This window comes from Kangiella sp. HZ709 (genome assembly GCF_009674675.1).
Taxonomy (GTDB): Bacteria; Pseudomonadota; Gammaproteobacteria; order Enterobacterales; family Kangiellaceae; genus Kangiella.
The window spans coordinates 928288-946282 of the sequence record NZ_WKJC01000001.1 but is presented as its reverse complement, the minus strand read 5'-3'; the positions used below and the strand labels follow the sequence as shown (position 1 = coordinate 946282).

The 17995-nt window shown below is 39.6% G+C and carries 19 protein-coding genes; 14 read left to right on the top strand and 5 right to left on the bottom strand.

The features are described 5' to 3' along the window. Positions 1–197 precede the first annotated feature (197 nt). The 12 genes from rpoE to acpS all read left to right on the top strand — a co-directional run bounded on the left by rpoE (position 198) and on the right by acpS (position 10785). Positions 198–854, top strand: coding sequence for an RNA polymerase sigma factor RpoE (gene rpoE / locus GJS41_RS04250; protein WP_154246081.1), 657 nt, complete (start codon positions 198–200; stop codon positions 852–854). Positions 855–1107: 253 nt separating this feature from the next. Beyond that, positions 1108–1785, top strand: a complete 678-nt coding sequence (locus tag GJS41_RS04245) for a sigma-E factor negative regulatory protein (protein ID WP_154246080.1) — start codon at positions 1108–1110, stop codon at positions 1783–1785. A gap of 186 nt (positions 1786–1971) precedes the next feature. Next, positions 1972–2454, top strand: a complete 483-nt coding sequence (locus tag GJS41_RS04240) for a SoxR reducing system RseC family protein (protein ID WP_154246079.1) — start codon at positions 1972–1974, stop codon at positions 2452–2454. Positions 2455–2553: 99 nt separating this feature from the next. Continuing rightward, positions 2554–3843, top strand: coding sequence for a trypsin-like peptidase domain-containing protein (locus GJS41_RS04235; protein WP_195758337.1), 1290 nt, complete (start codon positions 2554–2556; stop codon positions 3841–3843). A gap of 190 nt (positions 3844–4033) precedes the next feature. Further along, on the top strand, positions 4034–5839 hold the full coding sequence (gene lepA / locus GJS41_RS04230) for a translation elongation factor 4 (protein WP_154246077.1): 1806 nt from the start codon (positions 4034–4036) through the stop codon (positions 5837–5839). 21 nt (positions 5840–5860) lie between these two features. Further along, positions 5861–6784: a signal peptidase I gene (lepB, locus tag GJS41_RS04225; RefSeq protein WP_154246076.1), complete on the top strand. Its 924-nt coding sequence runs from the start codon at positions 5861–5863 to the stop codon at positions 6782–6784. 36 nt (positions 6785–6820) lie between these two features. Further along, the gene (locus GJS41_RS04220; RefSeq protein WP_154246075.1) at positions 6821–7192 is read left to right on the top strand and encodes a DUF4845 domain-containing protein; all 372 of its coding nucleotides are present in this window, start codon (positions 6821–6823) and stop codon (positions 7190–7192) included. Between the two features lie 24 nt (positions 7193–7216). Further along, positions 7217–7918, top strand: coding sequence for a ribonuclease III (rnc, locus tag GJS41_RS04215; RefSeq protein WP_154246074.1), 702 nt, complete (start codon positions 7217–7219; stop codon positions 7916–7918). Positions 7919–7928: 10 nt separating this feature from the next. Beyond that, the gene (era, locus tag GJS41_RS04210) at positions 7929–8843 is read left to right on the top strand and encodes a GTPase Era (protein WP_154246073.1); all 915 of its coding nucleotides are present in this window, start codon (positions 7929–7931) and stop codon (positions 8841–8843) included. Between the two features lie 17 nt (positions 8844–8860). Continuing rightward, positions 8861–9577, top strand: a complete 717-nt coding sequence (recO, locus tag GJS41_RS04205) for a DNA repair protein RecO (protein WP_154246072.1) — start codon at positions 8861–8863, stop codon at positions 9575–9577. Positions 9578–9644: 67 nt separating this feature from the next. Then, positions 9645–10388, top strand: a complete 744-nt coding sequence (gene pdxJ, locus GJS41_RS04200) for a pyridoxine 5'-phosphate synthase (protein ID WP_370515672.1) — start codon at positions 9645–9647, stop codon at positions 10386–10388. A gap of 4 nt (positions 10389–10392) precedes the next feature. Beyond that, positions 10393–10785 (top strand): holo-ACP synthase, encoded by a 393-nt coding sequence (gene acpS, locus GJS41_RS04195; RefSeq protein WP_154246070.1) that lies wholly within the window; start codon positions 10393–10395, stop codon positions 10783–10785. A 51-nt stretch (positions 10786–10836) separates the two neighbouring features. Here the strand turns inward: acpS and GJS41_RS04190 are convergent, their stop codons facing one another. After that, positions 10837–11682, bottom strand: a complete 846-nt coding sequence (locus GJS41_RS04190) for an NAD(P)-dependent oxidoreductase (protein ID WP_154246069.1) — start codon at positions 11680–11682, stop codon at positions 10837–10839. Positions 11683–11686: 4 nt separating this feature from the next. Next, on the bottom strand, positions 11687–12178 hold the full coding sequence (locus GJS41_RS04185) for a glutathione peroxidase (protein ID WP_154246068.1): 492 nt from the start codon (positions 12176–12178) through the stop codon (positions 11687–11689). A gap of 90 nt (positions 12179–12268) precedes the next feature. Here GJS41_RS04185 and GJS41_RS04180 point away from each other — a divergent pair, with 90 nt between their 5' ends. Further along, positions 12269–13672: a M20/M25/M40 family metallo-hydrolase gene (locus GJS41_RS04180; protein ID WP_154246067.1), complete on the top strand. Its 1404-nt coding sequence runs from the start codon at positions 12269–12271 to the stop codon at positions 13670–13672. Between the two features lie 49 nt (positions 13673–13721). Here the strand turns inward: GJS41_RS04180 and GJS41_RS04175 are convergent, their stop codons facing one another. Next, on the bottom strand, positions 13722–14528 hold the full coding sequence (locus tag GJS41_RS04175) for an MBL fold metallo-hydrolase (protein ID WP_154246066.1): 807 nt from the start codon (positions 14526–14528) through the stop codon (positions 13722–13724). Between the two features lie 83 nt (positions 14529–14611). Between GJS41_RS04175 and GJS41_RS04170 the strand changes: the two genes are divergently transcribed. Further along, positions 14612–16531: an ATP-binding cassette domain-containing protein gene (locus tag GJS41_RS04170; RefSeq protein WP_154246065.1), complete on the top strand. Its 1920-nt coding sequence runs from the start codon at positions 14612–14614 to the stop codon at positions 16529–16531. A gap of 13 nt (positions 16532–16544) precedes the next feature. Here GJS41_RS04170 and GJS41_RS04165 read toward each other — a convergent pair whose 3' ends face one another. Together GJS41_RS04165 and GJS41_RS04160 are read right to left on the bottom strand one after the other, a co-directional pair. After that, the gene (locus GJS41_RS04165; RefSeq protein WP_154246064.1) at positions 16545–17282 is read right to left on the bottom strand and encodes an SGNH/GDSL hydrolase family protein; all 738 of its coding nucleotides are present in this window, start codon (positions 17280–17282) and stop codon (positions 16545–16547) included. Positions 17283–17319: 37 nt separating this feature from the next. Further along, positions 17320–17940 carry a hypothetical protein gene (locus GJS41_RS04160; RefSeq protein ID WP_154246063.1) on the bottom strand — a complete coding sequence of 207 codons (621 nt, stop codon included), beginning with the start codon at positions 17938–17940 and terminating at the stop codon, positions 17320–17322. Positions 17941–17995 lie beyond the last annotated feature (55 nt).

Here is a 17995-nt window from a genome sequence, read left to right as displayed (position 1 = left end):
TTAGTAAATTAGTGTAAAGAAAAATTTTCTGCGGAACTTTTGATAAGTTATTTCAGTCATTAGTTATATGTGACTAAATCACGGTCTATCGCTAATTATTGGGGACTCTATCATAAGGCATCAAGCAATCCCATTGAAACAAGCAGATTTTCATTTATCGCGGTAAGCCTATACAATAAATCAATCAGCGGTGCATTATGCTAAGCGGCAAGAGAACAATTATTAAAAGAACAGATATTGATAATAATCAGGTTAAGGCCAAACGCCCGGAACCTAATCAAGATTCAGAATTGGTGGCTCGTGTTCAAGCGGGTGAAAAGGCTGCGTTCGATCTATTGGTGCGTAAGTACCAGCATAAAATTATCAACTTAATTTCACGTTTCGTTAAGGATTCAGACGAAGTCTTGGATGTTTCGCAAGAGGCTTTTATTAAAGCCTACCGAGCATTACCTAGCTTTCGAGGTGACAGTGCTTTTTATACCTGGCTTTATCGTATTGCCATTAATACCGCTAAAAATCACCTAGTATCTCGAGGGCGGAGGCCGCCCGGTTCAGATATCGATGCTATCGATGCGGAGCAATATGATGGCGGTGACGCTCTTCGTGATACAGGCAGTCCAGAGCGATTAATGTTTCGAGACGAGATTCGAGATCTGATTTTTGGGACCATTGATGAATTACCTGAAGATTTAAAAACCGCCATCACGCTTCGTGAGATGGAAGGGTTAAGCTACGAAGAAATCTCAGAAGTCATGGATTGTCCTGTTGGAACCGTTCGTTCCAGAATTTTTAGAGCTCGAGATGCGATAGACCAAAAGATTGCGCCTTTACTAGAGCAAGGCTGGCGCTCTTAAGTAGTTTGTATACCTAGTGTCGTATTTATCAAGAGTAACTAGCAGCGCCGATAAATGCTTAATATAGGGAAATGACAAAATTATTTACATTTTTTGTGAACTTTTTACTAAAGCTTAAGTCAATTGGTTAACTATTTTAGGTATTTATGCTGAATTTATGCACCGTAAATCACCTTTTGAAGTATTTATTTTATTTTAAATATTTGATTTTCTTAGTGTTTATTCAAGTATTTGGATTTTTAGAGGATTAATTATGGTTTTTGATTCGAAACAAATGGCCAGCAAATTTCTTGATGGTGATTTGATGTCGAACAGTGACGTCACTCAACTGATAGCGGATAAAAAAACAAAGCAAACTTTTAGCCGTTATCAAATGATTCGTAGCTTTATGCATAATAACGCGGTAACGCCGGATGTGTGTATTGCTGACTCGGTGATGTCGGCTTTAAGTCATGAGGCAACCGTATTATCACCTCAATTCGAAACAGAGTCTTCAACAGAGAGAGAGTCTTCAACAGAAACAAAGCTTTCAAGCCCAAAAGCAAAGCAGTCAGCTGATGTTGTTTCCTTGCCAAATCGCTTCTTAAAGCCCTTAGGTGGTATGGCAATAGCTGCATCTGTAGCCTTAGTGGCACTGATCAATTTAGGTAATCCAGCCCTTGACGTAACCAATACTGCGAACGGCGGAGTAGTTTTAACTCAAGCTTCTGCTCCTGCTGTGGATAGAGAGCAGTTGCAACAAGCTCATAGCCTCTTTACCGAAATCGCTAATTCGAATACTGCTTTGCCCGTAATTCAAACCGTTTCTAACCAGCAAGCAGTAGCTATTAAAGTACCGGTTAAGGTTTCAACGAATGAGCCTCTTACTCAAAAACAGACTAAAGATAAAGCTGAAGCAGATAAAACCAAATCTATGGATATAAAAAAATAATCGAGTTTTGAGCGCTTATCGATTGCCCTCATAAGTGCTCAACAAGCTATAATGCCCATCAATGAAGTGATTGATGGGTTTTTTTTGCCCAGAATTATTAGTCGTTCATTATATTCAGAAACTAGATTCCTATGGTTGTGATAAAAGACGATGAGATAGAAGCGTTGTGATCAAAGAGCCCGTATTATGATAAAAGAACAAGGTTTAGTAGTGGAGCTGAGTGGCTCCATGGCCATGGTGCAAACCGTAAGCAAAGCTTCTTGCAACAGTTGCAAGGTTAATAGTTCTTGTGGCACTGGCATTATCAGCAAAGCCTTTGGTGAGCGCTCTTTTATTACCCCAATGACGAATAACATTAAGGCAAAAATCGGAGATCAAGTTGAAGTTGGGATCCCTGAAGACTTAATTGTCAAAACTTCATTGTTAGTGTATCTATTTCCCATAATTTTCATGTTAGTGATGCTATTGTTATTGCAATTTATAAGCGCTCAAGTGAATTATCTTTTGGCTGAGCCGTTTCTTATATTAGCGGCCATTATCAGTTTGGGTTTGAGTTTTTATTTAGTCCGCAAGTTTGGCGAAAAAATGAACAAAAACAAACCGTTAGAACCAGTTTTGTTAAGAACTGTCAAGAGAGTGATTGATGTGAAACATATCGATACACCTTAAGCAATTTTTAACTGGTTTCACGCTGGAACCCATTGAATTTTATAAACTCAAACCTTATAGATGTTCTATTGGATAACTAAGAAAGAGAGTATATTACCAATGAAAAAAATTTCCTTACTACTGGTCATGTTAGTCGGGCTTTTTGCCCTAACCGGAAACGTCAAAGCAGAGCGCTTCCCCGATTTCACGAAGTTAGTAGAAGAAATCCAACCAAGTGTGGTTAGCATCAAGGTCGATGTCAGACAGCGCGGTAGAATTGGTCAGGCGGGCGGTTCAGGATTTATTATTGATAAAGATGGACATATTTTGACCAATCACCATGTGGTCGCTAATTCGGATAAAGTGGCGGTCAAACTTAATAGCGGTCGCGAGTATCAAGCTAAGATTATTGGAAGCGACCAATTTAGTGATGTGGCGCTAATTAAAATCGATCCAAAGGGATTAAATTTACAACCTGTCAAAATCGGTAGTTCGCGTACGCTTAAAGTTGGCGAATGGGTATTAGCATTTGGTGCTCCTTTCAATCTTGAGCAAACGGTTACAGCAGGAATTGTTAGCGCTAAAGGCCGTGGTGAAGTTGGCTCACCGTTTGTGCCCTTTATTCAAACGGATGTTGCGATTAATAGTGGTAATTCTGGGGGACCTCTAATTAACCTTGATGGCGAAGTAGTGGGTATTAACTCGATGATTTATAACCCCATGATTTCTACGGGCTTGTCATTCTCAATCCCAATTGATTTAGCCGATTCGGTCAGTGACCAGTTGGCGGCGAATGGTCAAGTTATCCGTGGTTATTTAGGCGTAGGCTATGAGGAAGTTGATCAAGGAGTGGTTGATTACTTTGAACTGCCTACTGTTGGTGGTGCATTAATTAATAATGTACAAGCCGATTCGCCAGCGAAAAAAGCAGGTATTGAGCGCGGTGATATTATCACTGAAGTGGACGGTAATCGTATTAAAAGTCACCAAGACTTACCTTATTTCATTGCGCAAATAGAGCCTGGAAGCAAAGTGAAATTAAAAGGTTATCGAAATGGTAAATCGAAAAACTTTTTCGCTGAACTGGTTGCGCGAGAAGCAACAGGCCAGCAGTTACCAGCCGCTAGCGAGGAAAATCGTCTTGGGATTGAAGTGAATAATATTGGCAATGGCATTCGTCAGCAATTAGGTGTTGAAAGTGGGGTTGTTGTTACTCAAGTTGAGCCAGGGAGCCCAGCGCAAAGAGCAGGTATTAAACAAGGTGATATTATTAGTGAGCTGAACCAGCGCCAGATCGAAGATACTAATGATTTTAATAAGGCACTTGAAGACTTCCGCCGAGCTAATAAGCTATTAATTTTAATCACGGATGCATCAGGCAGTGATTATCGAATTGTTTACTTGAATTAATCGGGTAAATTGAGCAAAGCCAGTCACTAACGACTGGCTTTTTTATAGCTTACTGTTCAGTGCGCACAAAGATTTTATGAGGTGATATAGCGTTGCATTGATGCTTCTTATTGTAGGTTAATTCAGCTACAATACGGCGCTTTAATATCAGCTAAAACTGAATTTTTCTAAAAGAGAAACCGCCCCAAACATGGCTTATACAGATTTTATTCGAAATTTTTCCATTATTGCTCATATCGATCACGGTAAGTCGACTTTGTCTGATCGTTTGATCCAATATTGTGGTGGCTTATCTGAGCGCGAAATGGAAGCACAGGTGCTAGATTCGATGGATTTGGAGAGAGAGCGAGGTATTACCATTAAAGCGCAAAGCGTGACCTTGGATTATAAAGCTCAAGATGGTAATACTTATCAGTTGAATTTTATTGATACGCCAGGGCATGTTGACTTCTCTTATGAAGTTTCACGTTCGTTAGCTGCTTGTGAAGGTGCTTTACTGGTGGTGGATGCGGCGCAAGGGGTTGAAGCTCAAACTTTGGCCAATTGTTACACTGCGATTGAGCAAGAGCTCGAAGTAGTGCCAGTTTTGAACAAGATTGATTTACCATCTGCAGATCCTGATAGAGTGATTCAAGAGATTGAGGATATTGTTGGCATTGAAGCGATGGAAGCAGTGCAATGCTCTGCAAAAACAGGCATTGGTATCGAAGAGCTATTAGAATCGATAGTGCGGGATGTTCCGCCTGCATATGGCGATCCTGACGCACCTTTACAGGCTTTAATTATTGACTCTTGGTTTGATAATTATTTGGGTGTTGTGTCGCTAGTGAGAGTGATGCAAGGAACCATTAATAAAAATGACAAGATGCAAGTAATGTCGACAGGGAAAAGCCATGTGGTTGATCATGTAGGCATTTTTACTCCAAAGCGTCATGATACTAATACGCTTAAAGCTGGAGAAGTGGGTTTTGTTATCGCTGGCATCAAAGAAATCCAAGGTGCTCCGGTTGGTGATACCATTACTTTATTAAAAGAACCTGCTGAAGAAGCGCTACCTGGTTTTAAACAAGTTAAACCTCAGGTGTATGCCGGTTTATTCCCGGTAAATTCAGACGAGTATGAAAATTTCCGTGATGCTTTAGCAAAGTTAAGCCTCAATGATGCCTCTCTTTTCTATGAGCCAGAAAACTCGACTGCACTAGGTTTTGGTTTTCGTTGCGGCTTCCTAGGAATGCTGCATATGGAAATTATCCAAGAGCGTTTAGAACGTGAATATAACTTGGACTTAATCACCACTGCTCCAACGGTAATTTATGAAGTGGAAACCACAGACGGCGAAACTTTATATGTCGACAACCCATCTAAGTTGCCGCCAGTTTCAAATATTAAGGCTATTCGAGAACCTATTTGCGAAGCGAACATTTTAGTGCCGCAAGAACATCTTGGTGCAGTGATTACCTTGTGTGTAGAAAAGCGTGGCGTACAAACTAAAATGCAATATGCAGGCAATCAAGTTGCCTTAAGTTATGACTTACCAATGAATGAGGCCGTACTAGATTTCTTTGATCGATTAAAGTCAGTTAGTCGAGGTTATGCTTCACTGGATTATAGCTTCAAACGTTTCCAGGAAGATAAGTTAGTTAGAACTGATATTTTAATTAATGGCGAGCGAGTGGATGCGCTGGCGTTGATTTTGCATACCGAGCAAGCGCAATACAAAGGTCGTGAATTGGTTGAAAAGATGAAAGAGATTATTCCACGTCAAATGTTTGAAGTGGCTATTCAGGCGGCGATTGGTAACCACGTAATTGCTCGCTCAACAGTTAAAGCTCTACGTAAAAATGTATTGGCAAAATGTTACGGTGGTGACGTTTCGCGTAAGCGTAAACTACTAGAAAAACAAAAAGCCGGTAAAAAACGTATGAAGCAAGTCGGCAAAGTGGAAATCCCACAAGAAGCATTTTTAGCAGTGCTGCATGTGGGTAAAGATAAATAATATCAATATAAAAGGCGATAAATGATTTATTACGATTTTGGATTTTACTTAACCATTGGAACTTTAGTAACCGGCGTTATAACGCTTATTGATAAGTACAAGTGGCGTCCGCAGCGAGTCGAAAAAGGTTTAAAGTATGATGAAAAAGGCAATGAAGTGATGCCTTTTCATGTGGATATTTCACGTTCCATTTTTCCAATTATTTTTGTAATTTTAATCCTTCGTTCGTTTATTTATGAACCTTATAGAATTCCATCGGCCAGTATGAATCCGGGTTTGTATGCGGGAGATTTTATTACCGTCAATAAATATGCATACGGTATACGTCTACCTATTACCAATACTCAGATTATTCCAGTAGGCGAACCACAGCGTGGTGATGTTATCGTGTTTCATCCGCCTAATTTGCAAGACCCAACGAAAGCTATTCAAGATGCTTACATTAAAAGGTTGTATGGTTTGCCGGGAGATACGCTAAGTTGGAATAAGGGTGTATTGACTATTACACCCAAGTGCGGAACAGGTGAAAGCTGCGCTCCAATTGTAGTACAAGCAAAGTTGAAATCATTAGAAGCTCCTGAGTTAGTTAGGGAAGATAACTATGATTTTAACTTATTTGAGCAATCTATTGGCGAGAAAAATCATGAACTACTTTTTGTGGCTAAACCTTATTTAGGCGCACTGGGTAACGAATGGAGTATAACAATCCCTAAAGACAAATACTTTGCTATGGGCGATCATCGTGACAATAGCACTGATGCAAGAGCATGGTATCAACGCAATCCTAATGCCTTTATTGATAGAGAGGCCATTATTGGCCGTGCTGCGGGCAAGTGGTTATACATGACTTTTAAAGATACACCTGATTTCACAATACCATTGTTTGATAAGCCCGTGTATTTACCTCGAGGCATAAGTTTTGATAGAGTAGGCACTATCAATTAAGGAAATCGATACTATTACTGATCAAAGGGGAGATAAATGAAGGAATTAAATATAAGAAAAGTTGCAGGTATGACGGCTGCTGGATGGATGATTATTATTGCGGTCGTTTTATTTTTTAGTTATTTAGCAATTAAGATTATTCCTGCGTACGTTGAGAATGGAAATGTTGTTAGTTTGATGAAGTCAACTGCAGATCTCGGTATTTCACAAGAGAGTAACAAAGAAATTTTGAAGAAATTTCAGACTAAAATTGGCTTTGCAAGAATGACAAAACTATTAAACAAGGATAATTATAGAATTGAACAGGAAGCGACAGGGAAATATCTGATTGTTGATTATGATAAAAAACTATCTATGTTTGGTAATATTTCGGTATTAATAGAATTCGAACATAAACAAAAACTCTAAATTTTAATAACTAAGATGCTATAAATGCCAGCAAAAAAAAATCTGCAAGAACGTTTATTAAGGCGTCTTGGTTATCAATTCAGAAACACTTCATTTTTTAAACGAGCTTTAACTCACAGAAGCGCTTCCAGTCAGCATAATGAACGATTAGAGTTTCTGGGTGATGCTATTTTGGGGATGGTTATTGCCGAAGCCTTGTTTGAAAAATTTCCTAAAGTAGATGAAGGAAAGCTCAGCCGTCTGAGGGCTAGCTTAGTCAAAGGAAAAACCTTATCGGTTATTGCTCAAGAAATAGAACTTGGAGATTGCTTGTTTTTAGGTGATGGAGAGCTCAAAACTGGCGGTTATCGCAGAGGCTCTATCTTAGCCGATGCGTTTGAAGCGCTAATAGGCGCTATTTATCAAGATTCTGGTTTTGAATCAGTAAAAGACATCACGTTAGGTTTATATGAAGATAGGTTGAAGCAACTATCGATAGATACCTTAGTAAAAGATCCTAAAACTCGCCTGCAAGAGTGGCTACAGTCAAGAAAGCTGGAGTTACCAGAGTATCAACTTACGAATGTTACTGGTGAAGCTCATGAGCAACATTTCGAGGTAAAGTGTGAAGTAGAGTATTCGGGGAAAAAACTTACTGTTGGAGCTGGTGCAAGTCGTCGTAGTGCTGAACAAATAGCAGCAGAAACTATGCTAAATTTATTGCTCGACTTGCAAAAGAGTCAATAAGGATTTACTTATGGGACAAGATTCCAATCCTGATTTTCGTTGCGGATATGTGGCTGTTTTAGGCCGGCCAAACGTGGGTAAGTCCACCTTGATGAATCATATTCTTGGCCAAAAAGTCAGTATCACTTCGCGTAAACCACAGACTACCCGTCATCGCGTTCTGGGTATCTATACTGATGATGATGCGCAGATTTTGTTTGTTGATACTCCCGGAATCCATAAGAAAGAAGCCAGAACCATCAATCGCTATATGAACCGAGCTGCAACCAGTTCGATTGATTATGTTGATATTGTTGTGTTTGTAGTCGATGGAACCATTTGGTCGGAAGATGATGAGCATGCGCTGACTAAGCTCAAAGAGGCAAACTGCAAAAGCATTTTGTTTGTCAATAAAGTCGATAAGATAAAGAACAAAGAAGAATTACTACCATTTTTAGAAGAAGTCGGACAGAAGCATAACTTTGATATTGTCTATCCTGGCTCAGCGTTAAAAGGTGATAACTTAGATTCGTTATTGAAAACATTAAAACAATGGTTACCGCAAGGTGATTTATTTTATCCAGAAGATTATATTACCGATCGCAGTTCTCGTTTTATGGCGGCAGAGTTAGTTCGAGAGAAATTGATGCGTACTTTAGGGGATGAAATCCCATATTCTTCTACTGTTGAAATTGAGCAGTTCAAACAACAGGATAATGGAGTTTTGCACGTTAACGCATTGATCCTAGTGGAACGTAACAGTCAAAAATCCATTATTATTGGCAAGCAAGGTTCTCGTTTGAAACAAATTGGTCGTGACGCTCGTTTAGACATGGAGGAACAATTTGGGCAAAAGGTATTTTTAGAGGTTTGGGTTAAAGTGAAAGATGGTTGGGCAGATGATGAGCGTGCTTTGAGATCGTTAGGTTTTGAAGATCACCTGTAACTCGTTTCTTAACTACAATGCAAAAAACCTCTACCCAAGCTTTTATTCTGCATACTAGACCATTTAAGGAAACCAGCCTGTTAGTCGAGGCTTTTACTCATGCGGAAGGACGAGTTAGCTTAGTTGCAAAAGGCGCGCGCTCCGCCTCTAAAAAAAATCAAAAGCGAGCTCTATTACAACCTTTTACTCCTCTAGAAATAAGTTGGTCTGGCAAAAGTAATTTAAAAAATCTAAATCAAATAGAAGCCAAAGGCCTGCCTTTTAAATTACACTCTACCCCGAGTATATGCGGTTTATATCTTAATGAGTTATTATTAAAGCTTTTGACTCAGTGGGATCCCCACCCTGAGATTTTCAAAAGTTATCAAAAAGCATTGGAGTGGTTAGCCGCTAATCAAACACCGCAAATTATATTGCGAGAGTTTGAACTCTATTTATTGGATGAATTGGGCTATTCGATTGATTGGAATTGTGACATCGATGGTGATTTAATTGATATCAATCAAGATTATGCTTTCATACCGCAACAGGGCTTTGTTTTGCAGCAGTTCAAGCAAGGCGTTTTAGTTATTAGCGGAAAGCTGATTCACTCGGTTGCGCAGTATGATTGGCAAACCAAAGGAGCAGTTGGGCTTGCTAGAAAAGTATCAAAATCTTTGATTGACCATTTGTTGGACGGAAAAGAGCTGAATAGCCGTAAACTTTTACAACAAACTCTTGCACTTAAAGCCTAAGCCCACTAGCCTATTACTAACGTTTATATTTACTTTTTTGGAGCTAGTAGTGCTCATTACAACTAACATTAACCCAATACTCTTGGGTGTGAATATAGATCATATTGCCACTTTGAGAAATGCTCGAGGCACGGTTTATCCCGATCCGGTGCAAGCGGCATTTATTGCTGAACAAAATGGCGCTGATGGTATCACAATTCACCTTAGAGAGGACCGCCGTCATATAACGGATCGCGATGTCGAACTGTTAGCCAATACCATTCAAACTAGAATGAATCTTGAAATGGCTGTTACAGATGAAATGCTTACCATTGCTGAGAGAATCAAACCTGCGTACGTTTGCTTAGTTCCAGAAAAAAGAGAAGAGTTGACTACCGAGGGCGGATTAGATGTAAAAGGACAGGAAACTAAAATTACAGAAGCTTGTCAGCGTATGTCGGCTGTAGGTGTTAAAGTTTCTCTTTTTATTGATGCCAACGATGAGCAAATTTCGGCGGCAGCTAGAACCGGCGCGGAATATATTGAATTGCACACGGGTGAATATGCTGATGCAACCAGCGAGAAACTACAACAGCAAGAATTACTGCGCATTCAAGATGGAGTCTCTCGTGCAGTAGGAGAAGGTTTGTTAGTCAATGCAGGTCATGGTTTGCACTATCATAATGTACAACCAATCGCAGCTATTAAAGACATTATTGAGCTTAATATTGGTCATGCAATTATCGGCAGAGCTGTTTTGTCAGGTTTAGACAAAGCGGTTTATGATATGAAACAATTGATGATTGAAGCTCGTCGAGCTGCAAGAGATTAATGCAATGATTTTTGGTATCGGCACAGACATTATTTCTTTAGAGCGAATAGAAAAGTCCTTAGAAAGGAATGGTGAAAAGTTTGCTGAGAGAATTCTTACTGAAACAGAACTAGAAGAATACCGCCAGCTTTCTGAACAGCATCCAAATAATAAGGTAGCTTTTTTAGCTAAGCGCTTCGCCGCAAAAGAGGCAATTTCTAAAGCCTTAGGAACAGGAATGAGGAAAGGGATTGATTTTGTGCAACTATCCATTGTTCATGATGCGCTAGGTAAGCCTCTCGTTGCACTGTCGGGTAAAGCAGAGTTTTGGGCTAAACAGAATCATATCCAAAAAGTGCAAGTTACAATTTCAGATGAAAAAAGTTATGCACTGGCTTTTGCATTAGCAGAGTGCTAATGCAAAAGCAGGAATAAAAGAGCAATTTTCAAGATTAAAAATAAGTTTAGATTAATCTAAAAACAAATCCTTTTTTATTTGATGTGCATACTCAGGGTTGTAAGCATATTTAGTAAAATCTTTTTCGCCTGCAGCTTTTAACACTTCCTCATCAATCAACCATAAACCTGTATAGTTCTGACTGGGGTGTGACAGTATTACTTTTGTCGCGTCAGCCATAATTGCGGGTTTACGAGCATAGTTGAGCATGTCTTTATTACCAACAGCGAATTCAATGGCTGCTGTGGCGATATAAGTTTGAGGCCAAAGGGTGTTAACAGCAATGCCATACTCCTTAAATTCTTCAGCCATCCCTTTGGATAATAAACTCATACCATATTTGGATAAGGTGTAAGGTGAGTAACCCTTAAGCCATTTTATATTCATATTGATTGGCGGCGATAAGCTCAAGATATGCGGATTATCGGATTGTTTCAGATAAGGAAGTGCGTAATGGGCAAAGGCATACACTGCACGAGAATTGATTTGTTGCATCAAGTCGTAGCGTACCGGTGAGGTATCCTCGACTTTGGTTAGGCTGATAGCGCCAGCATTATTGACCACTACATCAATACCTCCAAACTCTTCAGCAACTGACTTGCATAATTTTTTTATGGCTTTTTCATCACGTACGTCCAATTGAATTGGAACTGCTCGACCGCCGGCATCTTCAATTTCTTGAGCTACGGTATGAATGGTACCGGGTAGTTTTGGATGCGGTTCAGCTGATTTAGCGGCAATAATTACGATGGCACCTTCTTTGGCGCAACTAATGGCAATTTCTCTACCTATACCTCGACTAGCACCGGTGATGATTATGACCTTATCTTTTAAAGTGGTGTTATTTATATTTGGCATAAGCTTATGATTTCTTAGCTAACTCTTTTTCAATGGCACTGGCAAGTTTATGTGGTTTGGTCACCGGTGCGAAGCGCTTGATGACTTTCCCATCTTTACCGACTAAGAATTTATTGAAGTTCCATTTGATGTTAGTACTGCCAAAAAATCCACGAGCATTATCTTTAAGGTAAGCGAAAGCTGGGTGGGTATTGTTGCCATTTACCTCAATTTTATCGAACAGAGGAAAAGAGATATTAAAATTTAAATCACAAAAGTTTTTAATATCTTCTGCAGATCCTTTCTCTTGATTCTTAAACTGATTGCAAGGGAAAGCCAGGATTTCAAAACCTTGCTCTTGATACTTTTTATAAAGCTGTTGCAATCCTTCGTATTGTGGGGTTAAACCGCAGGCACTAGCCGTATTAACAACCAGTAACACTTTTCCTTGGTATTCTTTTAATGAAATCTCTTTGCCATTATTTAAAACTGCTGAATAATCGTATATGGTAGACATCGAATTGACTCCGTTAGATGTGATAATGGTATTCAACCTTTACAACCTATCGCTGTCAAGCCAATCCAATAACAATCATTGAGAGCGCTTATGAAATTTAAATCCTTATTCATATCCAGTTTGCTTTTAGCTAGCCAATCTGCGCTATTAACTGCTGAAACTCCAAGCCTTGAGGCTAAAGATATTAAGATTGCTGAGCAATTGCGGGATGAAGCACTTAAATCCTCAAAAGGCTATGCCATTGTTGAGTCATTAACCACCGAAGTTGGTCCTCGTATGGCAGGTACAGCAGGTGATGCTGCAGCTGTTGCTTGGGGTGAAGCTAAATTAAAAGAGCTAGGTTTTGATAAAGTTTGGAAGGAACCTGTGACATTCCCAACCTGGAAACGTGGTGTTGAAACTGCTGAAGTTGTTTCTCCGTTTCCACAACCTTTAGTGATCACCGCGCTAGGCTTTAGTGTGGGCACACCTAAAGGCGGTTTATCGGCTGAAATCAAAGCATATGAAACGCTTCAAGATTTAAAAGATGCGCCTGAAAATGATGCCAAAGGGAAAATTGTTTTTATTAAATATCGTATGAAAAAAGCGCGCGATGGCTCTGGCTATGGACCTGCCGTTTCTGCCCGTGGTTCTGGTGCAGTAGAGGCTGCCAAAAAAGGCGCGGTTGGTATTTTGATCCGATCGATTGGTACTCAATCACATCGAATGGCGCATACCGGCATGATGCGTTACGCAAAAGATGTGAATAAAATTCCAGCGGCGGCTTTATCATCGCCTGATGCTGATCTTCTAGAGAATATGTTAACTCGCGGTAAGCCAGTCACAGTAAAATTGACTTTAGGCTCTTACGATGGCCCTGAGTACACGTCATATAATGTCATTGGAGAAATCACTGGCTCAGAAAAGCCTGAAGAGTATGTCCTTATTGGTGGCCATCTAGACTCTTGGGATCTTGGAACTGGGGCTTTAGATGATGGTGCAGGTATTGCCATTACTACGGCGGCAGCAGAACTGATTTCACGTTTGCCAGAGCGTCCTAAACGTTCGATTCGTGTGATTATGTGGGCTAATGAAGAGCAAGGTTTGGTTGGCGCAAGAGCTTATGCAGAAATGCATAAAGACAAGTTAGCCAATCTTATTACGGGAGCAGAGTCAGATTTTGGGGCAGATAGAATTTGGCGCATTGATTCCCGTGTAAAACCGGAAGCTTTATCAGTGGCAAAAGATATAGCCAAGGTGATGGAGCCATTAGGAATTAAATACGGTAATAACCGCGCTGGCGGTGGGCCTGATTTGATTCCGTTGCGTCAACTAGGTGTTTCAGTATTTTCGTTACGTCAGGACGGAACCGATTATTTTGATTATCACCACACGCCAGATGATACTTTAGATAAAATTGAAAAAGAGGCGCTTGACCAAAATACTGCTGCTTATGTAGTTTTAGCTTACTTAGCAGCTCAAATGAATGGCGACTTTGGTCAAAAAGTAGAATAAAAGGATATAAAAAATATAAATAAAAAAGGCTGGTTTTTACTGGCCTTTTTTATTTCACTGAAGTTTTTATAATTCTTGCTTCACCAGGAATACGAAAATAATCTTTACCGGTACCATTAAGTCCTGTTGGTACTTTTACCGGCACATGAATGCCAATGCTTTTTTCAATGTTTAGGATCTTATCAAGAATGTCATTACCTTCCTTCGAGAAATAAAACCAATAAGGCGGAAAAGCAAGATGAGTTGTTTTTTCACTCCAAACTTTTTGATGTTTAAGGTAATGATCTTTATTAGGATCGGCATCACCCATATGCATCACAGTGGCATTATCAGCGGATACTCGATAGACCATATTATGTATATCAGCTCTTGCTGGCCAACCAGCATGTGGGATTCTTATGGCGTCAACTTCAAAACCTAAAACTTTAAAGTTTTTCGCAGGATCTTTAAATGCTAGTTTTAAAGCGATCATTGGGTTTTTCAATTGTGAAAACTCAGCATGCTTTTTCATCATGTCAATGGCTTGTTGCGGTGCGATTAAGGCAATACTAGGGTTGGCTGATAAATATTTTAATGTATCTGTATCAGAAAAATGATCGCCGTGAGCATGACTAACGAAAATAGCATTTATCTTATCGAAAGGCTGTTCTTTAGAAAAAATCTTCTCCCTAATTTCAGAGGGCACTAAAGAGTAGGTATCAAAATGGCTATGGAAGAAAGGATCGAACAAAGCTTTTGAAGCACCATATTCTACTAATAATGCTTCGTTTCCCAAGTAGGTGACTTTCTGTTGCTCATGAGAATGACCTTTTAAAGCTATCGATAAAAGTAAAGCAGCTAATATTTTTGTTTTCATTAATCATTCCAATTTATAAAGATTCAAGTTTCATACCTTTGAAATCCTACTATAATAGCGGCATTTAACAAAATCTAAACTATATGCTTTTCTTCGAGAATACCTCCTTAAGGCGTGGTAAAAAGGTGCTGTTCGAACAGGCGTCTTTTATTGTCAATCCGCAAGATAAAGTTGGCGTTACTGGTGCTAATGGAACCGGTAAGTCGTCATTATTTGCATTGGTGCGTGATGAACTGGAAGAGGATGAGGGTAATTTCTCAAAGTCTAATGGTATTGTTATTTCCAGTGTTCGACAAGAAACTCCTAGTGTTGCGATTCCTGCGATTGATTATGTGTTGCAGGGAGATGAGGAGTTAATTCAATTACAAAGCCAGTTAGTATCAGCTGAAAATAACAACAACGGCGAAGCGATTGGTGAACTACATCAAAAACTAGCCGATATCGATGCCTATACCGCACATTCTCGTGCTGGCGCTTTGATGCATGGTTTAGGCTTCTCCGCAGAGCAAGAAAATCTAGTAGTAAATAGTTTTTCTGGTGGTTGGCGTATGCGCTTGAATTTGGCGCAGGCACTTATGTGTCGTTCAGATCTCTTATTACTGGATGAGCCTACAAACCACTTGGACCTCGAAGCCGTGATTTGGTTAGAAAAATGGCTCAAGGCTTATCAAGGTGCGGTGATGCTAATTTCCCATGATAGAGATTTTCTTGATCGAGTTGTTAATCGCATTGCACATATTGAGCAGCAGGGCGTCAAACTTTATACGGGTAATTATTCTGATTTTGAAATTCAACGGGCTGAGCATTTAGCACAACAACAAAGTCAGTTTGAGCGACAGCAAAAAGAAATTGCACATATGCAATCTTTTGTCACTCGCTTTAAAGCTAAAGCGAGTAAAGCCAAGCAAGCGCAAAGTCGAGTTAAAGCTTTAGAGCGGATGGAACTCATTGCTCCTGCTCATGTGGACTCACCTTTTAATTTTGCCTTTCCTGAATCAGGTCATGTGCCAGCACCATTGTTGCAATTAAAAATGGCAACGGCAGGTTACTCGACAAACGATGGTCAAGTGACTATCTTGGATTCGATTGGTTTTTCATTAGTGCCTGGCGATCGTATTGGTTTACTAGGTAAAAATGGGGCTGGCAAGTCGACTTTAATCAAATCATTAGTAGAAGATATCCCTTTATTAGCAGGCGAAAGAGTTGCAGCCAAAACGATTAATATAGGTTATTTCGCTCAACATCAGTTGGATCAATTGCATCCTGACATGTCGCCGATTCAACACTTACAACGTGACTATCCGGATGCTACTGAACAAGAACTGAGAAACTTTTTAGGTGGATTTGACTTTAATGGTGATAAAGCCTTGGAACCTGTAGCACCATTTTCTGGTGGTGAAAAAGCACGCTTAGTTTTAGCATTACTTGTTTACTCTAAACCTAATGTGTTGTTATTGGATGAGCCGACTAACCATTTAGATTTGGAGATGCGCCATGCTATGACTATAGCATTTCAAAACTTTGAAGGTGCGATTCTATTGGTTTCACACGATCGTCATATGCTTAAAACGGTTTGCGATGATTTGTACTTGGTCGCTGATGGTTCTGTCAAGCAGTTTAAAGGTGATCTCGATGATTATGCAAAGTGGACTCTTGAGCAGGCTAAGTTGTTTGCTGAGACAAGCAGGGAAGATTTAATGGATGAACCTTCTGCTGGAGCGCTTTCAAAGAAAGAACAAAGAAAGCAAGACGCAGAAAAACGTAAACGTCTACAACCATTGAAGAACAAACTCAAAAAAATCGAAAAACAAATGGAGTTATTGCAAACTGAAAAGGATGAGCTCGATCAAGCTATGGCTGAACCAAGTTTGTACGAAGAAACGAATAAAGAAAAAATGCTCATCATTACTCTCCAGTCTCAATCTGTTAAGGAAGCAATTGAATTGCAAGAAGAAGAGTGGTTCTTGTTGAATGAGGAGCTAGAAACCTTATCAAGCGACTGATTAAACAGCTTTACTAGCTCTTGGTTACTAATTGTAAGATTAACTGATTAATTTCTTCAGCCCATTCGGTGCAACTGTCTTTATTCGGATGATAGCCATCGCCTGCAAATCTTTCAGGACGCGGGTCAAAATCAGACTCTAAGTAATGAACATAATTATAGCCCTGACAAAGCTCTTTAGAAAGCTTATCAAAACCTTTGGCTCTTAGCCCAAATAGAAACTGTAAAAACTTTGGTAATAGTGGAAAACCACCTAATGGAGGCATACCGTTGAAAACTATTTGCGCTTTGGGATATTGAGTATGGATAGATTCAAATAATGTTTGTAAGTTTCTTTGCCAAGCATTAGTTCGAGTAAAACTCGTGACGTCATTTACACCTACCGAAGTGATAACAAAGTCTATCTCAGTATCGGGTAAATGAGGGAGGAGTTTTTTGACCATTTGACCTGAGTTATAGCCGGTTTTACCCACGAGTTGCCAAGTGACAGATTGATGAAGATTGCTGGATAACAGCTTAGCGGTTTGGCCAATCAAGGTATTTTCAGTAATATCGATACCTACGCCACTTATGATTGAGTCGCCAAAACCTAAAATACTAATGTCAGCCAGGTTAGAGTCAGTCGATTCTCTCTTCACTACACCTTCAGGTATGCCTGTAGCTTCTTCAAACCTTGGAGCATTGTTTTTAAGACGAATTCCTTGTGGAATGGCGAACGGCATCAAAAGCCAAAACAGAATTCTTTTCAACATAAGTGATCACTTTTCGGATTGATTAAAAGGGTTTTGGTTAAAGGGGTTTTGATTTGATACCAAGTTTATGTAACGACTCTATTAAACTGGTTTGCTGCTCAAAATTATTAACATAGAGCGATGATTTTCGGCCCATTTCTATATCATCAATAACGCGTTTTGCTTGAATGGGATCGGCAGTGGTGGTTTCCGCGATTAGATTTTGTGCATCCAATAATTTAGGGCTATCCATTACTTTGACTAACTGCACCATCTTATAATCGCCACCAGCGGCATGACCGAAGGTTAAAAACCAAGAGTAACTAAAGCAATAAATACAGGTAATGATTAGACCGGGCAAAATACTCAGGAAAATATTAGGGGTGCCATTGAGTAGGTGGCCAATAATTATAAAGCTGTAGACAGCAGTTAGATTGGTAATAACCGCCATTAAAAAGCGCTTTAAATTATCTTTTGATAAACGCACCATAAATTCCATAATGGCGCTACCTACAAAAGTCAGTAAAAAGCTCATTCCGCCTTGGACTAATCCTGAGCGTAAAGCAATATCGTGGCCAGCGTCGCTATTCGCTATATATCCCCATGCGCCATAACTTAAGAAGGCTAGTGTGCCTGATAATAGAACTCGCAAAAAAGGATTTTTTGGAATGATGCGCATTAAGTTAGTTTTATAGTAATTTTGCTTAGAATAGCCAAAACTGACGAATTATGGA